We start from the raw sequence: 21,986 nt of genomic DNA, 5'->3' as shown, positions 1-21,986 counted from the left end.
CTTAATCTCCCTAGTCAAAGGGGCTTCATTCGTTTTTTATATAAGCCCCCAAGCGTGTGCCATTCGTTTTTTTATGATAAGGCACGCCCTGCGTGGCTTGATTGTTGCGCAATGTAAGACGGATTGCAACAAATCATATATAATGGGATGATACGCCCGCAATTTTATCCTATAAGGGGGCCGGGTAGGGAAGAAATGCGATCACAAAGCAAGATATTTGCCAGACGGGTGGAGGGGTTTATGCATCCCGCCAAGGTTTGCGTGCCGTTTGGTACAACGTGCGCCGATGCCATTGCACGTATGACGGAAGAAAAACAACCTTGTTGCATTGTCATTGATGGATACGGCAAAATTGCGGGTCTGGTGCGCACACAGGATATCCTTGAGAAAATTCTGTTTAAGCTTGGTCCGCAAACCTTGATCGAAGACGTGATGGACGATAAGGCCCTGACGGTTTTTGAAGGGGAATATCTGTATCACGCCATTGCGCGGATGCGCCGATGCCAAGTTGATGAAATTATTGTGGTTGATCAGGCCAAGCAACCGTTGGGCGTTATCGCCTATCGGGAAGCTGTTGAGGCAGCGGCCAGTCGTTTGATCCAACATATTGACCGTCTCGGTGGAGAAGGAAATTTAGATAGCCTGCGTGGTGTGAAGGCGGCGCAGGTGGAAATTGCACGGGATTTATTTGAAGATAATGTCTCAGCCGCCTATATCCAGCACCTGTTGTCCCATGTAAATAACGATATTGTTGCGCGTATTATCTCCATGAACCTCGCGCATATGGAGGCCGAAGGCTGGGGCACGCCACCCGTCGCGTTTTGCGTCATTGTTATGGGCTCCGGTGGACGGGGGGAAAACTATCTGTCACCGGATCAGGATAATGGTTTTATTCTGGATGATTACCCCGACGAAGACCACGGGCGGGTTGATCAGTTCTTTCGCGAACTGGCGGCTCGCATGTGCCACGATTTAAATGAAATCGGCTTTCCCTATTGCAAAGGGCATGTTATGGCGAGCAATCCGCTGTGGCGCAAAAGTTTGTCACAATGGGTGGAACAAGTACGGCTGTGGGGGCGTAAACGCAACGCTGCGGCCTTGCGTCTGGCAGATATTTTCTTTGATTTTCAGCCGGTTTGGGGGCGTGTGGAGCTGGCCCATGATCTGCGCCAGAATGTGTTGAAAATGGTTCGGGAAAATAATTTCTTTTTACAGGAAATGCATCGCGCTCAAGCTGACCATAGCGTTGGCCTCGGCCTGTTTGGGCGTTTGGCACCTGATCCGGATGTGCAAGGTTCGCATAAGATGATTGATTTGAAATACCGGGGCACCTTGCCTTTGGTGGAAGGCATTCGTTTATTATCCCTTCGCCATGCCCTTGAGGTAACTTCGACAGAAGAACGCATTGAAAAACTTCATCACGCCGGGGTTTTAAGCGATACAGAAGCTGATTATCTGGGCAGTGCCTTTTCGTTTCTGGTTCATATCTTACTCTATCGGCAAGTCATGGATTATCGTGACGGGGTTCTTGCTTCACGCTTTGTCCGGTTCAAGGATCTAAGCAAGCGTGAGCGTGAAAACCTACGCAATGCCTTGCGCCATATCGAGGCTTTCCGCAAACGCCTGAAGGCTGAGTTTACGGGTGATGTGTTTTAATCTTTGAGTTTTATGTTTGCCATAAAGTTAATGAAATTACTCTGCGCTTCTTCTGGTTTGATTGTATTTGGTTGACATAAATAGCCGCGTAATGTGGCTTCACGACCATTCCCATTTGTCAGTTCGCGCATTTGCCCAAGGAATGTACGTCCGACAAAACATTGAAGGTCTTTCATTTTATAAGGGGCAAAATAAATATTTCGGGCGCTTTGGAAGTTGAGATGCTGAGGATTGATATTGTCATTGATTGCAGGCCAACTTGTTAAGACACGTTTAAATCCATTTTCATTAAAGCGTTCGGCAAATCCGCCGAGGTAGTATTTTTCTAATACAAGGCCAGCGTTAGGTAGGATTATGTTTTCTTGATAGTGACTGGAGAATGATCGCCCTCGATGTATGAAAACTTTTTCACGCCATTTTTCAGGTAAATAAATTTTCCCTTCTTCGTATGATATTTTCTTGAATGCGCTGGTGCCAAGACAATGCCCCGTAGATGTTTTAACGCCACATTGATCCGTGGCACATCCTGATAAGAATAAACCTGTAATTAAAATTATAATAATGCGCATCACTTTTCCCAATACTTACAGCTAAGGGTGCCTGTATTATTTTTAGTTGTATTGTACAGAGGTAGTCAAATAAAAAAAGGGCTTCTTTCAGGAAGCCCTTTTAAAGAGAAAATGCCCGTTTATGTGATTAACGTTCGCCCTTCAGCGCATCGGCCAAAAGGAAAGACATTTCCAAGGCCTGATTGGCGTTAAGGCGCGGGTCGCAATGGGTGTGGTAACGATCACCCAGTTCGCTTTCGGTGACTTCGTAAGTTCCGCCCACACATTCGGTTACATTCTGACCGGTCATTTCAAAATGAACGCCGCCTGCATGTGTACCGGCAGCTTTATGTGCGGCAAAGAATCCTTTGACTTCACCCAAAATCGCGTCGAAGTGACGGGTTTTATATCCACCTTCGGCGGAAACCGTGTTGCCATGCATCGGGTCACAGGACCAGACGATGTGACGACCTTCGGATTTGACGCGTTCCAGCAACGGGATCAGGCCATCTTCAATTTTGCCATCGCCCATGCGGGTAATCAGGGTCAGCTTACCGGCTTCGTTTTGCGGGTTCAGGGTGTCGATCAGTTCAATCAGGCCGTCCGGTGTCATAGTCGGGCCGACTTTACAGCCGATCGGGTTTGAAATACCGCGCATATATTCAATATGGGCTTCGTCCAGCAAACGGGTACGTTCACCGATCCAGACCAGATGGGCAGAGGTATCATACCATTGTTCATCGTCGCTTGTGCTGTCCAGACGGGTCATGGCCTGTTCGTAGTTGAGCAGCAAGGCTTCGTGTGAAGTATAAAATTCTGTTTCGCGCAAAGACGCAACCGTGTCGCCACTGACGCCACAAGCATCCATGAAGGACAAGGCATCGGAAATACGATCAGACAAATCCTGATAACGGTTGCCTTCCTCAGTACCGGAAACGAAATCCAAGTTCCATTTATGCACTTTGTTCAGGTTGGCATAACCGCCTTGCGCAAGGGCGCGGATCAGGTTCAAAGTCGCAGCAGACTGATTGTACATACGGATCAGGCGTTCCGGGTCCGGGATACGGGCTTCTTCGGTGAACTCCATTCCGTTGACCGCATCGCCACGGTAGCTCGGCAAGGTGACACCATTGATGGTCTCGTTATCGGAAGAACGCGGCTTGGCAAATTGTCCGGCCATACGTCCGACTTTTACGATGGGACAGGAGGCCCCGAAAGTTAAAACCACAGCCATTTGCAACAAAACACGGAAGGTATCGCGAATTTTATTGGGGTGGAATTCGGCAAAAGATTCCGCGCAATCGCCGCCTTGGAGTAAAAAACCTTTGCCCATTGCAACATCGGCGAGTTCAGCTTTCAGGCGACGTGCTTCGCCCGCAAAGACCAGCGGGGGATAAGCTGACAGGGTATCTTCAACCTGTTTTACTTTTTCCGCATCCGTATAAGTCGGCACCTGACGGATCGGTTTGCTGCGCCAACTATCTGGGGTCCATTTTTGGGCCATTGTCTGGAATCCTTAAAATCTGAAATGTGTCTTAAAATAAAATCTGTACATCTCGTATAAAAGGGAATCGATGGGATTTCCAGCAGAAAACGTCGCTTTCTTATGAAAACTCTATGAAAGCTTGACGTAACGGCAAGCTGGTTGCGTTTGTAAGTAATTTTATGTCGTGGAAAGAAGGAAGCGGGAGGGTGGAACAAAAGGAGGGCCGTTCGTTCCACCCTCGCTTAAATCGCACATATGTCGCTGCGGGAGGGGGGCTGCATTGACATATGTTATCGCGATTATTTCCAGTGTGGCTCCTAAAAATAAATGACTGTACTAGTATATTACTAAAATAGTCAGTTATAGGGGCGAAGCCAAAAATCAAGAATCACAAGAGCTTCATCGACTGCCCCTTTTATATCCAACTAAAATGCTCGGGTAATTGACGTTCGTCAATTACCCGACTTTAATGGTCGGACAAAGGAGGTGCTATTCCTCCTCAGGTCGTTTGTCGCGCATGGTGACAAATTCTTCTGCGGCGCTGGGGTGAATGCCGATGGTGGCATCAAACTGGGCTTTGGTTGCCCCACATTTCATAGCGATGCCAAGACCTTGCATGATCTCTGCGGCATCCGGTCCCATCATGTGTGCTCCGACGACACGGTCCGTTTTTGGGTCCACAATCAGTTTCATAAAGGTGCGTTCATCCCGCCCGGACAAGGTATGTTTCATAGCACGGAAACCAGATGTATAGACATCAACCTTGCCGTAACGTTCACGGGCTTGGGCTTCTGTTAAGCCAACGGTACCCAAAGGCGGTTGTGAAAAGACGGCAGAAGGGATGTTTTCATAATCCACACCCGCACTTTCTCCGCCAAACAGGTGGTTGACCAATGCCATACCTTCGGCCAAGGCAACCGGGGTCAGGCAAACCCGGTCGGTGGCATCACCAATGGCGTAGATGCTTTCAACATTGGTGCGGTAATTGTCATCGACTTTAATCGCCCCTTTGTCGGAAATGGTAACGCCAACGCCTTCAAGACCAAGGCCGTCAATTTTGGGTTTGCGGCCTGTGGCGTACATCACGGCATCTGTTTCAATGCTTTCGCCATCACCGAGGACCAGTTCAAAATGATTGGCTTTTTTGTTGATGCATTCAACGGTGGTGGAGGACAGGATTTTGATCCCGCGTTTGGTCATTTCACGTTCCAGTTCGGATCGTAAATCATCGTCAAAGCCACGCAGGATGCGATCAGCGCGGATAATTTCGGTGACTTCTGCACCCATTCCAGCGAAAATACCGGCAAATTCAACCGCGATATAACCGCCCCCGACAATGGTGATGCGGCGTGGTAATTCCGGTAAATCCAGGGCTTCATTAGATGTAATGGCATGTTCGATGCCGGGGATTGCGGGCATCGTCGGCCAGCCGCCGACAGCAATGAGAATCTTTTCTGCAGTGTAGCGTTTTCCGGCGACTTCGACGGTGTGGGCATCAATGATCGTGCCACGACCTTGCAGGGTTTCAACACCGTTACTGGACAAGATGTTGTTGTAAATCCCGTTCAAACGATCGAGTTCTTTATTTTTTGTGGCGATTAGTCGAGGCCAGTCAATAGCGGTTTGTCCGACATGCCAGCCAAATCCACTGGCATCCTGAAAATGACCGGAAAATTCAGACGCATAGACCAGCAGCTTTTTGGGGACACAGCCGCGCAAAACGCATGTCCCACCCACCCGGTCTTCTTCGCAGACGGCGACACGTGCGCCTTTTTGTGCAGCCATGCGGCTGGCGCGTACACCGCCCGATCCTGCACCGATGGTGAGGAGGTCGTAATCATATTGTTTGGACATGTCTGGCCCCTTTCAATCAAAAGTCTGGTTTTGAAGATAGAGCCGATAAAAAAAGCGTCAAGGCTTATTGCCTCAACGCTTTTCAACATTTTGTGAATTTATTTTTCTGCCAAGGCTTTTTTAAGTTTGGCAAAAATCGCCTCTTTGTGGGCGTCCAAGACCTCAAACCCACCAATCAAATGCCCGTCGATGATAATTTGCGGGACGGTTTTCGCATTGGCAATACGGTCTTGCATGGTTTTGAATTTTGCGACTGTACTGACATCATGTTCTTGATAGGGAATACCGTTTTCCTGAAACATTTCCTTGGCCTTTTTACAGAACATGCAGCTGTCTTTGGTATAAATTTCAACACCCATGTGCTTTCTCCTTTTTATTTCGCTCAGTTTACGCGCCGGGCCCACAATCGATGCAGCGTGCCGGTGATACGGGACCGAGTTCCAAAGCATTGTTCAAATCGCGAAGGGCGGTGCGAACCCCTTCTTCGACGACAGGGTGATAGAAGGGACGATCCAGCATTTCACTGACGGTCAATTCAGACTGATGTGCCCAAGCCAGCAAATGTGCGATATGTTCAGCGCGTGGCCCGACCATTTCTGCACCGAGGAAACGCCCGGTTCCTTTTTCGCCATAAACCCGTAAAATACCGTTATTCACCAGCATGACACGCGAACGCCCTTGACCTTTAAAATCAACTGATCCAACGGCAAAGTTGGCGTTACGTTTTTCCAAAGCCTTGTAACTTTCGCCAACCATCATAATTTGCGGATCGCTGAACATGACGGCGATGGGACTGGATTTGGTGAAGGCGCGAATTTCAGGATAACGTGCGGCGTTATAGCCAACGATTTTTCCTTCGTCTGCGGCTTCGTGCAGCAACGGGATGTTATTTCCGGCATCCCCGGCGATAAAGATATGGCTGGCACTGGTTTGTCCGGTTGCAAGAACAAAGTGCGGAACGCCGCGTTCATCCAGTTTAATCGAGGTATTTTCCAATCCCAGTTTATCAACATTGGGACGACGGCCTGTGGCAATCAGGGCGTATTCAAAACGGTCTGTTTTTGTTTCCCCGTCTTCAACAAAATCAATTTCCACATGATCGCCGACATTTTCCATGCGGGTGACCTCACCATGCGGATAGAAAGGGAATTCCTCCATAAAGGTTTCGCGCGCTTTGAATTTAACGACATCGTCTGTCAATGGACCGACCAGATAATCACGACCAAACAGGGAAACACGCACACCAAGGCGGTGTAAGGCTTGACCCAATTCCAGACCGATGACGCCTGCACCAAAGATCACGACGGATTCGGGTAAATCGTCCCAGTCAAAAACATCGTCATTGACGATCAGACGATCCTCAAATGCTTTGAAGGGAGGCGGTACAAAGGTGCTGGATCCGGTGGCGATGACGACCCGGTCTGCTTCAATGATCTGACCATCACTTAATTCCAGATGATGATCATCGATGAATTTGGCATAGGCGCGGATGCGGTTGACCTCGTCCCAGCCTTCAACGTCTTCTTTGACAAAACCGACAAAACGATCACGTTCCGATTTTACCCGTGCCATGACGGCTTTGCCATCAATCTTGGGCGCTTGGTAGGTGACGCCAAACGGTTGGGTATGCCCGCCGAAATGGGCAGCTTCTGCCGCAGCGATTAAAAGTTTGGAAGGCATGCAGCCGACGCGGGCGCATGTGGTGCCATACTCGCCGCCTTCTATTAAGACGACATTGTCTGTGACTTTTGTGGCTTCGCGGTATGCGCCCATACCGGCTGTACCGGCGCCGATAATGGCGATATCTACTTTGCGTGCGGGCATGTTTCTGCCTTTCAAACGGAAGGAAGTTTAAAGAAAACGAGTGTGGCAAATAAAGGGGGGGGGGAAGAAGGCAGGAAAGAGGAAGGGCGGCTTCGTGAAGGGGCAGGGGGGCGCGGCCCTTCCTCATTTCCTTAGTGAAAAACCTTAGCGGTTTTTCAGGTAGTTCAGCATTGTGTCGGCGTCAGAAACTTCGAACGGGTCCGTCGGGCAATTGTCACCGTAACCGTCTTCGGCAAACAGGACTTTGATTTCGCCGTCTTCAACGTACATGGAGTAACGCCAGCTGCGCATTCCGAAGCCGAGGTTGGATTTATCAACCAACATACCCATTTTGCGGGTGAATTCGGCGTTACCGTCCGGCAACATGAAGACATTTTTACGACCCAGTTTCAGGCCCCACTGGTACATAACGAAGGCATCGTTGACAGACAGGCAGATGACTTCATCAACGCCTTGAGCTTTCAAATCGTCATAGAGTTCTTCGTAACGCGGCAGGTGTGTGGAAGAACAGGTCGGGGTGAAAGCGCCGGGCAAAGAGAATACAACGACGTTTTTACCAGCGAAGATCTCTTCAGTTGTCAGATCTTTCCATTCGAACGGGTTGTCACCTTCGATGGCATCGTTACGAACGCGGGTTTTGAAAGTTACGTCGGGTACACGTTTTTGCATGTTTTTAATCTCCAAATATGTAGTTAGTCAGTTGATGTGTTTGTTTGCTGAAACTGAATGTAGAAGAAATGTTTCTATTAGTAAAATGAGTTATTTTTATAACTTCGATAGATTTTTTCTATCGTGAAAAATAGTCGTTCACCAAGTCTGTGCAATCGGCTAGTGTTTTTGTGCAGACCCTTGGATTTTCAAGTGTATAAGAGGATGAAAAGAGATGATGAATTGGGCCGATCTTTTATCGACAAGCCGGATCGGAATGGATGAAGATGCCCCGGCAGGCCGGGAAGAAAGCCCTTTTTTGCTGGATCTAGACCGGATTACCTTTTCTTCTTTTTTTCGCCGTTTGCAGGATAAAACGCAGGTTCATCCTTTGTCTGTCGGGGGGCGTGTGCGTTCACGTCTCACCCATTCCGTTGAAGTGGCCTCGGTCGGGCGGTCGTTGGGTTTTGGTGTCGGGCGACAGTTAATCGAAGGGGGGCGCAATATTCCGACGCATATTTCGGCCCATGATTTCGGTTATATCGTTCAGGTTGCCTGTTTGTCCCATGATATCGGGAATCCACCGTTTGGTCATGCCGGTGAATCTGCGATTGGTCAATGGTTTCAAGAAAACAGGGATGTGGTGTTTCGTGCAGACATGAGTGATGCACAAAAACGCGATCTTTTGGCGTTTGAAGGTAATGCGCAGGGCTTTCGCATTCTGAACAAGCTGGATTATTTTCGTGAAAATGGCGGCTTTCGCATGTCTTATGCGGCCTTGGGTGCATTTACCAAATATCCCGGTGATGCGTCGATCCCAAACAGGCCGGGGATTGAGGCCAAAAAGGCAGGTTTCTGCCAATCGGAAAAAGAGATTTTTGAAAAAGTTGCCCGCCGTTTGGGACTTATTCGCAGAGGGGAAGATCATTTATGGTGTCGTCATCCGCTTGCCTATTTGATGGAAGCCGCGGACGATATTTGTTACCGGGTCGCCGATCTTGAAGATGGGGTAACGATGGAATGTGTGTCGTTTAACGAGGTCGAACATCACCTGGCCCCGCTTGCGTGGTCGCACAAACATGGCGACACGATCGCGGCGCGCAGGGCACATTTGTTGTCACAGGGCTGGTATGGCGACATGGATCAGTCCGAAAAACTGGGTTTCTTGCGATCAAAAGCGATCAGCAATTTGATAAAAGCCACGGTGGATGCTTTTATCGAACATGAAGAGGCGGTGTTGAAAGGTGAGTTTGATCAGGAACTTCTTGCTGCGACGCCTTTTGCACAAGAGGCCCAAGCCTGTAAAACATTTGCCGGACGTTCTATCTTTGGCACACGGCGCAAGCTGGAAATTGAAACAGCCAGTTATGAGGTTTTAGGCTTTTTGCTGGATGTCTTCTGCCGTGCCATGCTGGATTTTGAAAAATGCGGTGGGGATATTAAGCGCATGTCGGCGAAACATAAACATGTGATCCAGCTGCTTCAATACCCATTTGTGTTCAAGGATGATCGTTACGAACATTTGATGCAAGTCAGTGATTTCGTCTCTGGACTGAGTGATCGAGCTGCCGTAAATATGTTTAAGGTCTTAAAAGGTATTTCGCTTTAATAACGCAAAGGCAACACTACAAAAATGTCGAATAAAGGGGTCATTTATATTGCTATTAGCCTCATGGCAATCGCGGGGGCTTATGCGTTTATTCAGCTGTCAGGATCATATGCGAAGATTGATCCGCAGGATGAAAAGATGGTTGCACATGGAAAACAGGTTTATGGGCTTTATTGTGCGCAATGTCATGGCATCAAGCTGGAAGGTGAAACGCCCGATTGGCGCACAACAAAGGCTGATGGAACACTACCTGCCCCGCCCCATGATGAAACCGGCCATACATGGCACCATGATGACCAGTTGTTATTTGATTATACGAAACGTGGCGGTGCCGCTTTGGGACCGGAAGGTTTTAAAAGCGGGATGCCACCTTTTGGGAAAGTTCTGAGTGACAAGGAAATCCGCTCGGTTCTGGCTTTTATTAAAAGCCGTTGGCCCCGTGAAATTCAGGAACGCCAGCAACGTTTGAGTGATGCGTTGAAATAAGGAATTAATGAGCGGATTGTTCGGGGGTGACACCGAGATTGGCAAGATCATTCATGATATGATTGTAAATATCATGGATTTTTTGGCTATCGGAAAGCCGGTTCTCGCCCTCAATGGAAGAGACGATGATGCTGTGGAAATCGCTTGCATTGGTTGCGCCGCTATCATGTAAACGGCACAATAGGCCATGCAGATTGACACCATACATGTAATCATCTTCGTTATAGGGGCAGGTAATAAGTTTGCCGCCGATTTCCATATATTCTTGTGACTGATACATAAGCGAACCTGTTGCACATTCAAGCTACTGTAATGTTAACTTTAGCGTGCTGTCGCTCGGGCTTCATCACTCAAATGAGTGAGGCTTTATGATAATCAGAACTCAGGTCTCAGATTGATTTTCAAACTCGGGTGTGGGCTCGTCCTGTGGCAGGATATCACCGAAGAAATCTTCTAGAAGCTGTTCAAGTTGTTCGGTCTTTTTACGGATGAAAGGTTTGGTGCTTTCCAGTCCGATTTCGCCCGCACATGTGGCTTCTGCGCCCGCACATTGGGCCATGCAACTTGCTTTGCTGCCTTCACTGTCCAGTTCGAAACAAGCTGCAACACATTGATTGTGCTGGGCAAAACATTCTTTCAAAGTGGTTTGTCCATAAGCAAAAATGGGGAAAAGAAAGCTTGCGATAAAGACGGCGGCGAGTTTCATGGGACGGCTCAATGTGAAATAGCTTGAAATTGGAATAAAAGAATAGCCTATATGGCAGGAACTTGTCCAATATACTGTTTTTGTGCAAATGTGCAAAAAAGTAAAAGCCTTGAAGGATATCGCATGACGCAATTAAGCTTGTTTACGCTGACCAATCAGATTGAGAATGACAAAGTCAGTGTTAATCATCTGTTTTTTCCGGCGCATTCTCAAACCCAATGGCATCGCCATGAACGCGATTATGTCATTGTACCGATGGAAGATGCGGTCTTGAGGATGGAGAGTGATAAAGGCGTGCAGGATGCGGTGTTAAAACGCGGACAATGTTATTATCGGGATGCGGGTGTTGAACATAATGTGATTAACGACAATGATTTTGATGTCACGTTGATTGAAATCGAGATCAAGAAGTAATCACCTGATCCTAGGTTCGAAAAGGGGGAGGCTAAGGCCCCTCCCTTTTTTTAATTTAAGCTGTTTTTTGACGTTGGGCCTGTATGCTAAGGGCAATGCCAAAGGCAATGATACCGGCACCGATCCATGTCGTGAGATCGTAACGTTCCCCGAGAAAGAGAACGGCGCAAACCAAGCCAACAGCGGCTGATACATATCCGATCTGACTAAGTAAAACAGGGCCACCAACTTTTTGTAGTCTGAAAAAAGCGGGGAAGATCAGGCCGGAGACCAAGAGTTGCAGGAGAACAACAACCGGTGTGTTGGTGATTTCACCGAAGCTGGCATCCGTTTGATAAAAGAAAATCAGAGCGCTGTAAAAAAGGACGGCGATGGTATGGCTCCAGAACGCAAGGCTGTCGGGCTCGCCTTTATCGGGCCAATCCAGTGTGCGATAGATGTTGCCAAGGGCAAGGCAAAGAGGAACGCAAAGCGCCAGAACAATCAGTTCCCAAGGCGGTGCATCCGGCAAACTGCCTTTACTGATGCTGACAACAGCAGTGCCGATCAGACCGAAAAGGATACCGATCAAACCAATGCGGTTTGGAATGTTCATGCGTAGATTAAGAGCAAAAAACAAGGTAAAAACTGGTGATAGCGCAAACATTAGTCCCATATATCCCGCACCCATGCGTAACATTACGCTGAAAAGCAATAAATTGGGAATGATATAAGACAAAATTGCAGATAAAATGATATAACGCAGTGTTGATTTCCTTGGAAAAATAAGTTTTTTCTGCGAAACCAAAACGGGAAACAACAATAAACACGCACCCAATGAGAAGACAAAAGCCCAGACTGTTGGCGATATCGCAGCCTCAGCCGCCAATTTTCCCAAAGGAAAGTTAAACCCGATCAAAAGGCCGGTGATTAAGAGCAAGGCAATGGGGTTTTCGCTGATTTTATTCATGTTGAAAAACTCCACCAAATGCAATTTCGTCTAATGTAAAGCGATCGCTAGGGTGTTCACGCAGGCGCAGGTCTTCGTTCAGTTTATCAGGATGGTCATTTTTACCCAGAGCTACGGCAATTTGAACCTGATAGCGTTCCGGAAAACCTAAATATTCAGCGGCTTTGTCTTTGAAAATGCCAGCCATTGCATGTGCGCTATAGCCCATGATCGTGGCTTGCAATGCCAATTGCGCCCATGCCGCGCCGCTGTCAAAGTGATGATAATGGGAAGGGAGCAACCCTTTGCCATTTTGTCCTTCGACCAGACTGTCGGAAGCCAAAAAGACAAGGGCACTGGCATTTTTGGCCCATCCGGCATTGAAAGGGTCGAGAAGGTCAAGGTAATTGGCCCAATGGCTATCGTTTCGCATGCTGTAGGTGAAGCGCCACGGCTGAATATTATAGGCAGAAGGCGCCCAGCGTGCGGCATCTAATATGGTCAGTAAATCGTTTTTCGGCAAATCAGCCTGTGCATCAAAAGAACGGGGCGACCAACGTTGCAGAAATGCGGGATGAATGGGATGAGCGGACTGTCGGGGGGATGTCATCGTTTGAAAACCTTTACTTTGTTGCGGGGGGCAGGTAGTCTGCTTTGGTAATTTGATGTAATATAGTTTGACGTCAAATTACTTTACATGAAGCTATATAGGATATCTTGTACGATGAGTCAAGACAGAGTGATCAATGTCTGTTCCAATAGGGAAGCGGGTGGAAAAAACACGGATGATATTTTGACTCAATGGCGACGTGAACGTCCGGATATTGATCCGACATCAATGGCGATCTGTGGTGATGTATGGCGCGCCAGCGACGTGCTGCGCCGGGGTGTTATGGCGAATTTGGCCCGATATGATCTGGATTTTCCGCAGTTCGATGTGGTGATGACATTGCGCCGCCAAGGAAAGGGCGAAACCTTATCGCCATCTGTTTTGGCAAAAGAGATGATGTTGTCGACTTCTGCAATGACGAACAGGTTGGATAGGCTAGAGAAACGTGATTTGATCAAGCGGATTGTGGACCCGAATGATCGTCGGGGGCTCAAAATCATGTTGACCGAGGCCGGTTTTGCCTTGGCTGATGAAATGGTAGTTTCTCATGTACAGGCAGAAGACAAAATGCTTGAGAAACTGAGCGCCGAAGAAGGCGCCCAGTTACGCGATTTATTGTCCAGAATTGGTTGATTTTAAGAAGATGTAAATTCCGGGATTGGGCGATGGGAAATAAGTTGCCATACCAAGGCATGCCAGCCATCTGTGCCATATCCATCAACCAGATTGTTTTTGATGGAATGCCAATATCCAGCGCACTGGTCTGTTAAACCAAGGACCGCAACGACGTTTTTATCTGCCAGATATTGTTTGGCTTCTTCATAACTGGCGAACCAGTTATTAAGATGTGCGTTACAGGCGTTCTCATACCAGATCTTTCCCATATCCTGACCGATAACGGTGCTGCGTGTCGGGTTTTACATTCAGAAAAGCAAGGGCTTGTGGGTCAAACCGTTGGGCAGCCTGTTGCAGCTTTTTTGCACGGATTTTCAGTTCTTCGATCGATCTGTTCATCGTCAAATACTCCTAAGTCAAATCGACATGCCCGCTTTGCCAACTTAAAAGTAAAAATAAGACAATGATCACTTTGAAAAGGATCGTCTGTATATGAAGGGGTGACACCGTCTTTTGCGGGGAGGCAGCCCTATCTGCCTGACGCGTTGGGTAGTACTATCAGCAAAAGAAAGCAAGATATCCGGTTAGAAGATGTCGAAATATGCCACGAGGTTATGAAACATTTGATAAATGCTTTTGCTCGGCAAGAGGTCGGCGCGTTTTTTTGACGACCGCCACATTTCTCATCTATATATAAGCGGATTGGATGGTGTTTATTGTGTCAATAGCATGGCCCACGGCGCCCTGAAGCATAACTATGCTGTAACCTTGATTGAGAGATAAGATATGAAAGTTGCCATTATCACATTGGATGCGTTTAACGAGTTAGACAGCTTTATCGCCTCTGCAATCCTCAATCGGGTGGTACATGCGGATTGGACGGTACAAATATGTTGCCCGGACACACAGGTGACATCAATGAATGGCCTGAAAATTCAGGCGCAACAACCGATTGAGTATGCAAATGAGGCCGATATCGTTTTATTCGGCAGTGGGATGAAAACGGCGGAATATGCCAATGACCCTGTGTTTTTAAAACGTTTGCAACTGGACCCCGTGCGCCAAGTGATCGGTTCCCAATGTTCCGGGGCTTTGTTTCTAAATCGTTTGGGCTTGTTGAAAAAGACGATTTCCACGGACACCATGACAGCCCCCCACCTGCAAAAAGAAGGAATGCACATCAGCGAAAGTCCGCTTTACGCCGAAGGTAATATTGCCTCTGCAGGGGGATGTCTGGCGTCTTATTATTTGGCGACATGGGCCATTACCAAAACATTGGATTGGCAAACGGCGGCGGACATCATCTATTATGTCGCTCCTGTTGGTCAGAAAGATGAGTACGTCCAACTGGCAAAGGGTGTTGTGTTGGGCGCAATGGGGAACCGGTCCCATTTATGAATTTGCGGCCTAGCTATTTTGGGCTTCGTGCACATCGTGCAAGAATTTCACGACATGTTGCTGCAATTCGTCACTTTCGTGCAAAAGGACACTGGCAGAATCAAAGACCATTTGTGACATGGTTCCGGTTTCACCTGCCGCTTGGGCCACGCCCTGAATATTGCGCGACACTTCCTGCGTTCCTTGCGCGGCCTCTTCCACATTGCGTGAAATTTCAGCCGTGGATGCATTTTGTTCCTCAACCGCGCCTGCAATTGCTGTTGAGAGTTCATTTACGCGTGCGATCACATTGGAAATTGCACGAATGGCCCCAACGGCATCGCTGGTCTCGCCTTGCACCTGACTGATTTGATTGCGAATTTGTTCGGTTGCCTCGCCTGTCTGACTTGCCAGCATCTTGACTTCGGATGCAACAACGGCAAAGCCTTTACCTGCATCCCCCGCACGTGCCGCTTCAATGGTGGCATTTAAGGCCAGCATGTTGGTCTGGTCTGCAATATCATTAATCAAGTTGATCACATTCCCAATTTCATCTGCAGCCCCGGCCAGTCTTTCAATTTTCTGATTGGCTTCTTCCGTTTGACGAACGGCATCGGTCAAAATGGAACTGGACTCGGAAATTTGTCGGGAAATTTCCTCAATTGAGGCGGTTAATTCCGTGCTTGCGGCTGAAACGGTCTGGACATTTGCCGTTGCTTCTTCCGTCGCGGCCGAAACAGCCGTGCTTTGTTTTTGGGTCTGTTCGGCATTGGCAGATAAGGTGTTTGCCGCACCGTGCATTTCTTCGACCGAGCCTTTTACGGTGGTTAGCATATCTGTAATAACCTGATCAAAGTTCTTGGTCAGTACATCAATTTTCTTCTGTCGATTCTCACGTCGTATGACCTGTTCTTTTTCTTCCTCTTCCAGTCGGACACGCTCAATCGCATTATCTTTAAAGACCTTGACGGCCTGTGCCATATCGCCAATTTCATCGCCACGATCATGGTAAGGGATCTCAACCGTATTATCCCCTTTCGCCAGCACATTCATCGATTCTGTAATACTGGTAATTGGCAAGGTAATTGTTCTGGAAAACAGAAGCGCGACAATCGCACCGATCACTGAAACAGCCAAAACCACACCAATACTGGTGTTGCGTACTAAAGTTGCCGTTTGCATGGCTTCTTCGACATCAACTTCAGCAATAATAGCCCATTTGGTATTTAAAAAATCTACGGGTGTATAGGCTGACAAGGCATCTATATTGCGATAGTCTTGAATTTCATGGACCCCGGTTTCACCTTGCAAGGCTTCTTTTACCGTCTGGCTTTCCACTTTCTTTTTTAAAATTGTACTTTCTTTGGAAAAACGCGAATCACTGCGCATCAGATAATCTGAACCCACAATATAGGTTTCGCCGCTTTCTCCCATCCCTTCAGCCGATTGCATAATGCGGTTAATCTCGCCGATTGGCATCTGATAGACCAACACGCCAGCGAGATCGGAATTTTCATTGAAAACTGGCATGCCAATAAAACTGGCGGGCGCATCGGCACTGGGGGCGTAAGGACGGAAATCTTTAAAAATGGCGCCGTTATCTTGTGGGTTCTTTATGATATCGCGGAAAAGAACACCAAGGTCGCTTTCAGCCCAATCCCCATTATTAAGATTTGTTGCAAAATCCGGTTCTTTAAACACGCTGTAAACGACATTCCCTGCCGGGTCGATCAAAAATACATCATAATAACTGCGTGCTTCCAGCAATGTACGGAAGTAAGGATGAAATTCTCCATGAACCTCATCATAAGACGTCCCTGTCGCAGCTTTTACCAATTTGTGTTTTTCGCCTAATGGATTCGGGTTATCGGTAATATAAGCCGTTTGCAAGCGCTGCTTTTGTTCTGCGCCAAGGGAAACCCAGCTTTCTTCAAACCGACTTAACGCTTGTGCCACAACGGGATTGTGAGCCTGAATTTTCAAGTCACTGGAAATGATATCCAAATAGTTGGAAAGCTCTGATTCACGGGCTGCGACCAATGATACAAGCTTATTTCCTTCTGATTTTTCAAAACCGTCAGAAACTTCGGTTAATATGATTGTGCTCAGCAATACGCCTGTCATAATCATAAGAAGGACCGTAAAGACAGGTAGCTTCTTCGAAATTTGAATATCTGATAATGTCATTCTATTTCTCGACCTAATTTATTTTCTTATGATAGTTCTTACTCGAACTTTTATGGGATTAGCGTCAAACGGACATATTGTTATAAGTTTATTATTTTTATATTTATCAATTGTTAGTTAATATATTGATGTTTTTTGGATTAATTTCAATACGTATGAATATCTATATTGTCCTTTATTTTCTGGTGAATTGACACTTGCAAGCCTACTGCGTCTGTGTGACAACAAAATGAACAAAGAAAAGAGTGTTTCATGGACTTTACAGACGAACAATTGCAACGCTACGCACGTCACATCCTGTTGCCCGAAGTTGGTGGGGAAGGTCAGGCCAAGTTGTTGAACGCCAAGGTTCTGGTTGTCGGGGCCGGTGGGTTAGGTGCGCCAGTTCTGATGTACCTGGCAGCCGCAGGCGTCGGCACCATCGGCATTATTGACGATGATGTTGTCGATTTATCCAACTTACAGCGCCAAATTATTCATGCCACCTCGACCCTTGACTTGCCCAAAGTCGAAAGTGCCAAAGAACGGATGCTGGCGATTAATCCGGGGCTGAATATTCAGGTCTACCGCAAACGGCTGACACCGGATAATATTTTATCTATCATTGCTGATTATGATATTGTCGCAGATGGAACGGATAATTTTGAAACACGCTTTCTCATTAACGATGCGTGCTATTTTGCCAACAAGACGTTGGTTTCTGCCGCGATTTTGCGGTTTGATGGGCAACTTTCCACATTCAAGGCCCATGAAGAGGGCGAAGACAAACCTTGTTATCGTTGCATCTTTCGCGAACCGCCACCGCCCGGACAGGTGCCGACCTGTTCGCAAGCCGGGGTGCTGGGGGCCATATGCGGAACGATGGGGTCTTTGCAAGCAACGGAAGTCTTGAAAGAAATTATGCAAATCGGTCAATCCATGTCTGGTCGATTGATGATTTATGATGCGCTTTATACCGATTTTCGTACAGTCAAAGTCAAACGCGACAAAGGATGTTTGCTGTGTGGGGATCACCCGGAAATTGTCGACTTATCCATTCATAAGAAGGAATAATCGGTTGCGCATTTGGTTTCTTTTCGCTTTGCTGATTTTATTTAGCACCCAAAACGTTCAGGCAGCGGACAAGATCCATTTGCGCGGCATTAAAGGCCATGATGACCGTGTTTTAATCGAAAAATATCAATACCCCTGGAGTGCTATTGGACGGCTCAATTCCGAAATCGGTGGGTTTTGCAGCGCCACCCTGATTGCGCCCAAACTCATTTTAACGGCGGCCCATTGCCTGTGGAACAAAAAACGCAAAGTCTGGTTCAAACCACATACGTTGCATTTTCTCCCCGGTTATCGACGCGGCAGCTACAATGCCCATGCCAAAGGCAAGAAATTTCATATTGCCCCCGGTTATGATCCAAAAAAAATCAATAACTTACCCAAATCGGCAAATGATTGGGCCTTGGTGGAACTGGCAACCGATATCAGCCCCGTCGTCGGCACCTTTGCCTTGGCTGAAACCAGCCCGCAAGCCTATAACCGCTTAAAGCAGCGCAATATTCATTACGTTCAGGCCGGATACAGTCAGGACAAAGCCCATATCCTGAGTATCGACAACAAATGCCAGCTTAAAAAATATGAAGCTAAACTCGATGTGGTTTTTCACAATTGCGATGCGGTTAATGGGGATTCGGGTTCGCCGATTTTTTATCTGGAAAACGGTCTGCCGACACTGGCTTATATTCATGTTGCCACCACGCGCCAAGGCGAGTCCCAAGGCGTTGCGGTCAGTCTGAAACGCATTGTAAGCTATTTAAAAAAGAACGGGATGTGGACGCAGACGCAAGGCGCGAGTAAGCCGAGCGTGCCTAAATCTTCGAACGAACAAAAACAAAGTAAGTCACAAAGCTCAGCACTCCCATCACCGCTATGGCGCTGACCATTGGCAAATGCGTCCCGTTATGTAACAGGCCGACCGAACCACCGACACAGGCGGCAATGGTCATTTGCAAAAAGCCCATCAGGGCAGAGGCAGACCCCGCCATTTTTGGAAACGGGCCGATGGCGCCTGCCATTGAATTGGGCATCACCAAACCGACGGCGACCATAAACAAAACCATCGGGGCGACCACACTGGTTGCCGTATGGCCACCCATATAGGCAATCCCTGCCAATAACAACCCCGCAACCATTGCAAGACTGCTGCCGTAACGCAACATGCGGGGGCCACCCAATTTGCGCGAAAAACGACCGGCCAGTAAGGTCCCGGTGATATAGCCGCACACAACGACCCCGAAACAAATCCCGTAGATGTTTGGTTCCAAACCGAAAATATCGATAAAGACAAAGGAGGATCCCGAAATAAACGCAAATAGCCCTGAGAACACAAAACTATTAAGCAAAACATAGCCCAGAAACTCACGATGTTTGAGCAATTGCGCGTAGTTGCCGACAATACGGGCGGGTTTTAGCGCTTCGGGGTTTTGATGTGCGTTTGTTTCCCGGATCAGGAAGAAAACCAGACCGATTAATACAAAAGCAAAAATACTAATCGCAACAAAGTTTGCCTGCCAGCCAAACCAGACTTGTAAATATCCGCCGAACATCGGTGCGACAGCCGGGGCCAAAGCCATGGCAGATCCCATATAGGCCAACACCTGTGCTGCGCGTTCTTGTCCATAGACATCGCGCACAACCGCACGCCCCAACACCGGCCCGCTACAGGCACCAAAAGCCTGAAAAAATCGGGCTAAGATCAAGCCTTCAATCGTGGTTGATAAAAAACATGCGACACTTGCCGCCCCATAAACCGCAATACCAAATAAAAGAACCGGACGGCGCCCGAACCTGTCTGATAAGGGGCCATAAAATAATTGTGAAACCGCAAATCCGGCTAAAAATACGCTTAATGTTAACTGAACTTGAGAGACCGTTGCGCCAAAATCCGTCTTCATCGCAGGTAAAGACGGTAAATACATATCGGTTGAAAGCGGGCCAAAGGCAACGAGTGCCGTCAAGATAGCTGCAAACAAAAATGATTCAGGGCGAAGCATTGAAAAGACCATTTAGTTACATTTGCAACTTTTATAGCCCTTTCTCTATATCAAGTAAAGCGGCTAAATTACCTTACTCCCGCCAAATGCCTCTAGGGCTTCATCCAGACTGCCGCGTAATTCCCGACGGTGTTCCAGCTTGTTGCGTGCAGCTTCGGGCAACTCATCCATTGATAATGCGCCTTTGAGCATCAATATCTCAATTAAATCTTCCAAAACGCGCACCATTGCAAGATCACTTTGGGTTAAATCAAGTAAAGCTTCATGCGCGTTGCCTGAAGCATGCAAAAATGTGAGAACATCCGGGTGGTTCATCGCCAGTTCTTCTTCAAAGCCGATCTGTGCTGTTTTGACCAAGCCCGTAATCTGGCCGTTTGTGTTACGTTGAACAAATGGCATGTGCGCCTCCCTTACCAGATTTTTCTTATAGTCTGTCTGATATCGCGAAAAAAAACAACGATAATCGCGCAGTGGTTTAAAGTCCGCGTAGGAAAGCTGGGCGAATGCCTTGTTGGGTTTGTAAAGATGCCCGCACCTGCGCCACCAAGCGGTCTTGATCTTTTGGCAAGTTGCCCGCCAATGGCAAAGCGTTCGAGGCATGATTGGATCGGAAAATCACCGGTGCAGGTGGTTTGATGTTCGTCAGAAGGCGTTCCAACTCCAACAAAACAGCGATATCACTTTGCGGCTCAAACGGTTCGCCAAACTTGGTCATAAATTCGTCATAGGCAATCTCTTCGAGATAGAGCTGCAAAGTTGACAAATAGTTCACTGGCGCTTGAGACAATAATTCAACTGTTCCGTCGATATGTTCTTCCCAATATTTCTGACCGCCTAGCCCCAAAATAACCGTTGCGGAGATTTTTAAGCCAGCTTCTCGCGCCTTGATCAAGGCTTCTGCAATTCCTTTTTGCGAGGCTCCTTTGGTGATTTTTTTCAACATCACCGGCGCACCGGACTCGATACCGACATAAAACAACGGCATTTTACGTGCTGCCAGTTCGGATAATTCCTCAGGTGTCTTTTTTAGAATATTACCCGGTGTGGCATAGGCTGAAACCCGATTAAGGTTGGGAAAACATGACGCCAACTTATCCAATATCGCGCGCAAACTATCCATTGGCAGCGTCAAGGCATCTCCATCCGCCAGAAAGATACGATGAGCCTCAGGCCAAACGCGGGCTGCTTGCTCGATATCAGTAAAGACATCCTGCAACGCACGGGCGCGATATTCTTTCGTCTTGTACATAGAACAAAAAGAACACTGATTAAAACTACAGCCCAACGTCGCCTGAATAATCAAATTATTCCCTTCAGACGGCGGGCGATAAAGTGGCATGTCGTAATGGAGCATGTGTTTTGTCCGATTTTGTCTCAATGATCTGATGGCGCGATGAATTTTTCACCGAGACCGGTGTCGTAGGCGAGGCCTTCGGCGCTTAGCGTCACGCCGAAATCGCCGTCTATGACCAGACCTTTACGCTTCAACGCCACCCAAACGGCCGGGTTGGAAAAACCACTGGCATCTTTGGCCGACACCACAAATGGGCCGACATGCATATGATCACCGTGGGCGTGGGGCAGGTGTCTGATGGTAACAGCACCACTCTCTTCGTTCCGGACAGATAAATCAGGTTCGTTCGCCAGCACCTGAGTCAGGGCAAGGGTGCGTAATTGCAGCTTATTCAGTTTGAGCGGGTTTTTCTTCGCGGCCATGGGATTTTCCTTCATCTGGTTCTTTGAAGCTAAAGATAATGAAGGACATGCTTTGAGCGCAATCACATTCTTTAGTTTTAGAGTGGACCCGTTTCTTAAAAGCTGGTGAACGCCTTCTGTTAGAGTGAGGTTTACAGGAGGAACGGGAGATATTAAGAAAGCCCGATTATCGCTTCATCTGCTATGCAAAGCTATCCACAGGCGGCTATGCTGTCTCCCGTCATCCTCAGTGGGACAAATTAAGAGAGTTGCATAACAGAGGGTTTTGAGTTCATCGT

At 47.7% G+C, this 21,986-nt stretch carries 25 protein-coding genes; 8 read left to right on the top strand and 17 right to left on the bottom strand.

What is annotated here, in order from left to right; translation table 11 throughout:
• Positions 1–240: 240 nt before the first annotated feature.
• The gene (locus ACN0VA_RS16030) at positions 241–1,656 is read left to right on the top strand and encodes a DUF294 nucleotidyltransferase-like domain-containing protein (RefSeq protein ID WP_417822134.1); all 1,416 of its coding nucleotides are present in this window, start codon (positions 241–243) and stop codon (positions 1,654–1,656) included.
• Here ACN0VA_RS16030 and ACN0VA_RS16025 read toward each other — a convergent pair.
• From ACN0VA_RS16025 to ACN0VA_RS16000, 6 genes are all read right to left on the bottom strand, one after another.
• Entirely contained in the window at positions 1,653–2,225 is a 573-nt protein-coding gene (locus tag ACN0VA_RS16025; RefSeq protein WP_417822133.1) for a hypothetical protein, read from the bottom strand. The genes ACN0VA_RS16030 and ACN0VA_RS16025 overlap by 4 nt on opposite strands.
• A gap of 127 nt (positions 2,226–2,352) precedes the next feature.
• Positions 2,353–3,708 carry a class II 3-deoxy-7-phosphoheptulonate synthase gene (locus ACN0VA_RS16020; RefSeq protein ID WP_417822132.1) on the bottom strand — a complete coding sequence of 452 codons (1,356 nt, stop codon included), beginning with the start codon at positions 3,706–3,708 and terminating at the stop codon, positions 2,353–2,355.
• 471 nt (positions 3,709–4,179) lie between these two features.
• Positions 4,180–5,544 (bottom strand): glutathione-disulfide reductase, encoded by a 1,365-nt coding sequence (gene gor / locus ACN0VA_RS16015; RefSeq protein WP_417822131.1) that lies wholly within the window; start codon positions 5,542–5,544, stop codon positions 4,180–4,182.
• A gap of 98 nt (positions 5,545–5,642) precedes the next feature.
• On the bottom strand, positions 5,643–5,903 hold the full coding sequence (locus ACN0VA_RS16010) for a glutaredoxin family protein (protein WP_417822130.1): 261 nt from the start codon (positions 5,901–5,903) through the stop codon (positions 5,643–5,645).
• A 28-nt stretch (positions 5,904–5,931) separates the two neighbouring features.
• Positions 5,932–7,368: a dihydrolipoyl dehydrogenase gene (locus tag ACN0VA_RS16005; protein WP_417822129.1), complete on the bottom strand. Its 1,437-nt coding sequence runs from the start codon at positions 7,366–7,368 to the stop codon at positions 5,932–5,934.
• A 144-nt stretch (positions 7,369–7,512) separates the two neighbouring features.
• Positions 7,513–8,037, bottom strand: coding sequence for a peroxiredoxin (locus tag ACN0VA_RS16000; protein ID WP_417822128.1), 525 nt, complete (start codon positions 8,035–8,037; stop codon positions 7,513–7,515).
• 214 nt (positions 8,038–8,251) lie between these two features.
• Here ACN0VA_RS16000 and ACN0VA_RS15995 point away from each other — a divergent pair, with 214 nt between their 5' ends.
• Complete coding sequence (locus tag ACN0VA_RS15995) at positions 8,252–9,625, top strand: deoxyguanosinetriphosphate triphosphohydrolase (RefSeq protein WP_417822127.1); 1,374 nt, start codon at positions 8,252–8,254, stop codon at positions 9,623–9,625.
• A gap of 24 nt (positions 9,626–9,649) precedes the next feature.
• Positions 9,650–10,111: a c-type cytochrome gene (locus tag ACN0VA_RS15990; protein ID WP_417822125.1), complete on the top strand. Its 462-nt coding sequence runs from the start codon at positions 9,650–9,652 to the stop codon at positions 10,109–10,111.
• Between the two features lie 4 nt (positions 10,112–10,115).
• Here the strand turns inward: ACN0VA_RS15990 and ACN0VA_RS15985 are convergent, their stop codons facing one another.
• Positions 10,116–10,391, bottom strand: coding sequence for a hypothetical protein (locus ACN0VA_RS15985; protein ID WP_417822124.1), 276 nt, complete (start codon positions 10,389–10,391; stop codon positions 10,116–10,118).
• A 102-nt stretch (positions 10,392–10,493) separates the two neighbouring features.
• The gene (locus tag ACN0VA_RS15980; RefSeq protein WP_417822123.1) at positions 10,494–10,817 is read right to left on the bottom strand and encodes a hypothetical protein; all 324 of its coding nucleotides are present in this window, start codon (positions 10,815–10,817) and stop codon (positions 10,494–10,496) included.
• A 123-nt stretch (positions 10,818–10,940) separates the two neighbouring features.
• On the opposite strand from ACN0VA_RS15980, the gene ACN0VA_RS15975 reads away from it, so the two are divergent.
• Entirely contained in the window at positions 10,941–11,231 is a 291-nt protein-coding gene (locus ACN0VA_RS15975) for a cupin (RefSeq protein WP_417822122.1), read from the top strand.
• 55 nt (positions 11,232–11,286) lie between these two features.
• On the opposite strand, the gene ACN0VA_RS15970 is transcribed toward ACN0VA_RS15975, so the two are convergent.
• On the bottom strand, positions 11,287–12,180 hold the full coding sequence (locus ACN0VA_RS15970) for a DMT family transporter (protein ID WP_417822121.1): 894 nt from the start codon (positions 12,178–12,180) through the stop codon (positions 11,287–11,289).
• Positions 12,173–12,769, bottom strand: coding sequence for a nitroreductase family protein (locus ACN0VA_RS15965; protein WP_417822120.1), 597 nt, complete (start codon positions 12,767–12,769; stop codon positions 12,173–12,175). Before ACN0VA_RS15965 ends, ACN0VA_RS15970 begins: the two co-directional genes overlap by 8 nt.
• 114 nt (positions 12,770–12,883) lie before the next feature.
• On the opposite strand from ACN0VA_RS15965, the gene ACN0VA_RS15960 reads away from it, so the two are divergent.
• Entirely contained in the window at positions 12,884–13,402 is a 519-nt protein-coding gene (locus ACN0VA_RS15960; RefSeq protein WP_417822119.1) for a MarR family winged helix-turn-helix transcriptional regulator, read from the top strand.
• A 2-nt stretch (positions 13,403–13,404) separates the two neighbouring features.
• Here the strand turns inward: ACN0VA_RS15960 and ACN0VA_RS15955 are convergent, their stop codons facing one another.
• Positions 13,405–13,653, bottom strand: coding sequence for a hypothetical protein (locus tag ACN0VA_RS15955; RefSeq protein ID WP_417822118.1), 249 nt, complete (start codon positions 13,651–13,653; stop codon positions 13,405–13,407).
• Positions 13,634–13,783 carry a hypothetical protein gene (locus tag ACN0VA_RS15950; RefSeq protein ID WP_417822117.1) on the bottom strand — a complete coding sequence of 50 codons (150 nt, stop codon included), beginning with the start codon at positions 13,781–13,783 and terminating at the stop codon, positions 13,634–13,636. The genes ACN0VA_RS15955 and ACN0VA_RS15950 overlap by 20 nt, the downstream gene beginning before the upstream one ends.
• A 387-nt stretch (positions 13,784–14,170) precedes the next feature.
• On the opposite strand from ACN0VA_RS15950, the gene ACN0VA_RS15945 reads away from it, so the two are divergent.
• The gene (locus tag ACN0VA_RS15945) at positions 14,171–14,782 is read left to right on the top strand and encodes a DJ-1/PfpI family protein (protein WP_417822116.1); all 612 of its coding nucleotides are present in this window, start codon (positions 14,171–14,173) and stop codon (positions 14,780–14,782) included.
• Positions 14,783–14,791: 9 nt separating this feature from the next.
• Here the strand turns inward: ACN0VA_RS15945 and ACN0VA_RS15940 are convergent, their stop codons facing one another.
• Positions 14,792–16,948 carry a methyl-accepting chemotaxis protein gene (locus ACN0VA_RS15940; protein ID WP_417822115.1) on the bottom strand — a complete coding sequence of 719 codons (2,157 nt, stop codon included), beginning with the start codon at positions 16,946–16,948 and terminating at the stop codon, positions 14,792–14,794.
• A 252-nt stretch (positions 16,949–17,200) separates the two neighbouring features.
• Between ACN0VA_RS15940 and ACN0VA_RS15935 the strand changes: the two genes are divergently transcribed.
• Positions 17,201–18,001 (top strand): HesA/MoeB/ThiF family protein, encoded by an 801-nt coding sequence (locus ACN0VA_RS15935; protein ID WP_417822114.1) that lies wholly within the window; start codon positions 17,201–17,203, stop codon positions 17,999–18,001.
• A gap of 4 nt (positions 18,002–18,005) precedes the next feature.
• Complete coding sequence (locus tag ACN0VA_RS15930) at positions 18,006–18,878, top strand: trypsin-like serine peptidase (protein ID WP_417822113.1); 873 nt, start codon at positions 18,006–18,008, stop codon at positions 18,876–18,878.
• Here ACN0VA_RS15930 and ACN0VA_RS15925 read toward each other — a convergent pair.
• The 4 genes from ACN0VA_RS15925 to ACN0VA_RS15910 form a co-directional block, all read right to left on the bottom strand.
• Complete coding sequence (locus ACN0VA_RS15925) at positions 18,808–19,992, bottom strand: Bcr/CflA family multidrug efflux MFS transporter (RefSeq protein ID WP_417822112.1); 1,185 nt, start codon at positions 19,990–19,992, stop codon at positions 18,808–18,810. The genes ACN0VA_RS15930 and ACN0VA_RS15925 overlap by 71 nt on opposite strands.
• Before the next feature lie 63 nt (positions 19,993–20,055).
• A complete protein-coding gene (locus ACN0VA_RS15920; RefSeq protein WP_417822110.1) occupies positions 20,056–20,391 on the bottom strand; it encodes a hypothetical protein in 336 nt (111 codons plus the stop codon).
• A gap of 76 nt (positions 20,392–20,467) precedes the next feature.
• Positions 20,468–21,346: a radical SAM protein gene (locus tag ACN0VA_RS15915; RefSeq protein WP_417822109.1), complete on the bottom strand. Its 879-nt coding sequence runs from the start codon at positions 21,344–21,346 to the stop codon at positions 20,468–20,470.
• A 20-nt stretch (positions 21,347–21,366) separates the two neighbouring features.
• Positions 21,367–21,708: a hypothetical protein gene (locus tag ACN0VA_RS15910; RefSeq protein ID WP_417822108.1), complete on the bottom strand. Its 342-nt coding sequence runs from the start codon at positions 21,706–21,708 to the stop codon at positions 21,367–21,369.
• Positions 21,709–21,986 lie beyond the last annotated feature (278 nt).

The sequence above is a fragment of the Terasakiella sp. genome, from assembly GCF_048267425.1.
Lineage (GTDB): Bacteria > Pseudomonadota > Alphaproteobacteria > Rhodospirillales > Terasakiellaceae > Terasakiella.
The sequence above is the reverse complement of the archived record's forward strand: the minus strand, read 5'-3'. Positions and strand labels throughout refer to the sequence as shown.

Coding starts and splice junctions, on each gene's coding strand:
- ACN0VA_RS16030 (WP_417822134.1), top strand. CDS start 241: ATGCATCCCGCCAAGGTTTGCGTGCCGTTTGGTACAACGTGCGCCGAT.
- ACN0VA_RS16025 (WP_417822133.1), bottom strand. CDS start 2,225: ATGCGCATTATTATAATTTTAATTACAGGTTTATTCTTATCAGGATGT.
- ACN0VA_RS16020 (WP_417822132.1), bottom strand. CDS start 3,708: ATGGCCCAAAAATGGACCCCAGATAGTTGGCGCAGCAAACCGATCCGT.
- gor (WP_417822131.1), bottom strand. CDS start 5,544: ATGTCCAAACAATATGATTACGACCTCCTCACCATCGGTGCAGGATCG.
- ACN0VA_RS16010 (WP_417822130.1), bottom strand. CDS start 5,903: ATGGGTGTTGAAATTTATACCAAAGACAGCTGCATGTTCTGTAAAAAG.
- ACN0VA_RS16005 (WP_417822129.1), bottom strand. CDS start 7,368: ATGCCCGCACGCAAAGTAGATATCGCCATTATCGGCGCCGGTACAGCC.
- ACN0VA_RS16000 (WP_417822128.1), bottom strand. CDS start 8,037: ATGCAAAAACGTGTACCCGACGTAACTTTCAAAACCCGCGTTCGTAAC.
- ACN0VA_RS15995 (WP_417822127.1), top strand. CDS start 8,252: ATGATGAATTGGGCCGATCTTTTATCGACAAGCCGGATCGGAATGGAT.
- ACN0VA_RS15990 (WP_417822125.1), top strand. CDS start 9,650: ATGTCGAATAAAGGGGTCATTTATATTGCTATTAGCCTCATGGCAATC.
- ACN0VA_RS15985 (WP_417822124.1), bottom strand. CDS start 10,391: ATGTATCAGTCACAAGAATATATGGAAATCGGCGGCAAACTTATTACC.
- ACN0VA_RS15980 (WP_417822123.1), bottom strand. CDS start 10,817: ATGAAACTCGCCGCCGTCTTTATCGCAAGCTTTCTTTTCCCCATTTTT.
- ACN0VA_RS15975 (WP_417822122.1), top strand. CDS start 10,941: ATGACGCAATTAAGCTTGTTTACGCTGACCAATCAGATTGAGAATGAC.
- ACN0VA_RS15970 (WP_417822121.1), bottom strand. CDS start 12,180: ATGAATAAAATCAGCGAAAACCCCATTGCCTTGCTCTTAATCACCGGC.
- ACN0VA_RS15965 (WP_417822120.1), bottom strand. CDS start 12,769: ATGACATCCCCCCGACAGTCCGCTCATCCCATTCATCCCGCATTTCTG.
- ACN0VA_RS15960 (WP_417822119.1), top strand. CDS start 12,884: ATGAGTCAAGACAGAGTGATCAATGTCTGTTCCAATAGGGAAGCGGGT.
- ACN0VA_RS15955 (WP_417822118.1), bottom strand. CDS start 13,653: ATGGGAAAGATCTGGTATGAGAACGCCTGTAACGCACATCTTAATAAC.
- ACN0VA_RS15950 (WP_417822117.1), bottom strand. CDS start 13,783: ATGAACAGATCGATCGAAGAACTGAAAATCCGTGCAAAAAAGCTGCAA.
- ACN0VA_RS15945 (WP_417822116.1), top strand. CDS start 14,171: ATGAAAGTTGCCATTATCACATTGGATGCGTTTAACGAGTTAGACAGC.
- ACN0VA_RS15940 (WP_417822115.1), bottom strand. CDS start 16,948: ATGACATTATCAGATATTCAAATTTCGAAGAAGCTACCTGTCTTTACG.
- ACN0VA_RS15935 (WP_417822114.1), top strand. CDS start 17,201: ATGGACTTTACAGACGAACAATTGCAACGCTACGCACGTCACATCCTG.
- ACN0VA_RS15925 (WP_417822112.1), bottom strand. CDS start 19,992: ATGCTTCGCCCTGAATCATTTTTGTTTGCAGCTATCTTGACGGCACTC.
- ACN0VA_RS15920 (WP_417822110.1), bottom strand. CDS start 20,391: ATGCCATTTGTTCAACGTAACACAAACGGCCAGATTACGGGCTTGGTC.
- ACN0VA_RS15915 (WP_417822109.1), bottom strand. CDS start 21,346: ATGCTCCATTACGACATGCCACTTTATCGCCCGCCGTCTGAAGGGAAT.
- ACN0VA_RS15910 (WP_417822108.1), bottom strand. CDS start 21,708: ATGGCCGCGAAGAAAAACCCGCTCAAACTGAATAAGCTGCAATTACGC.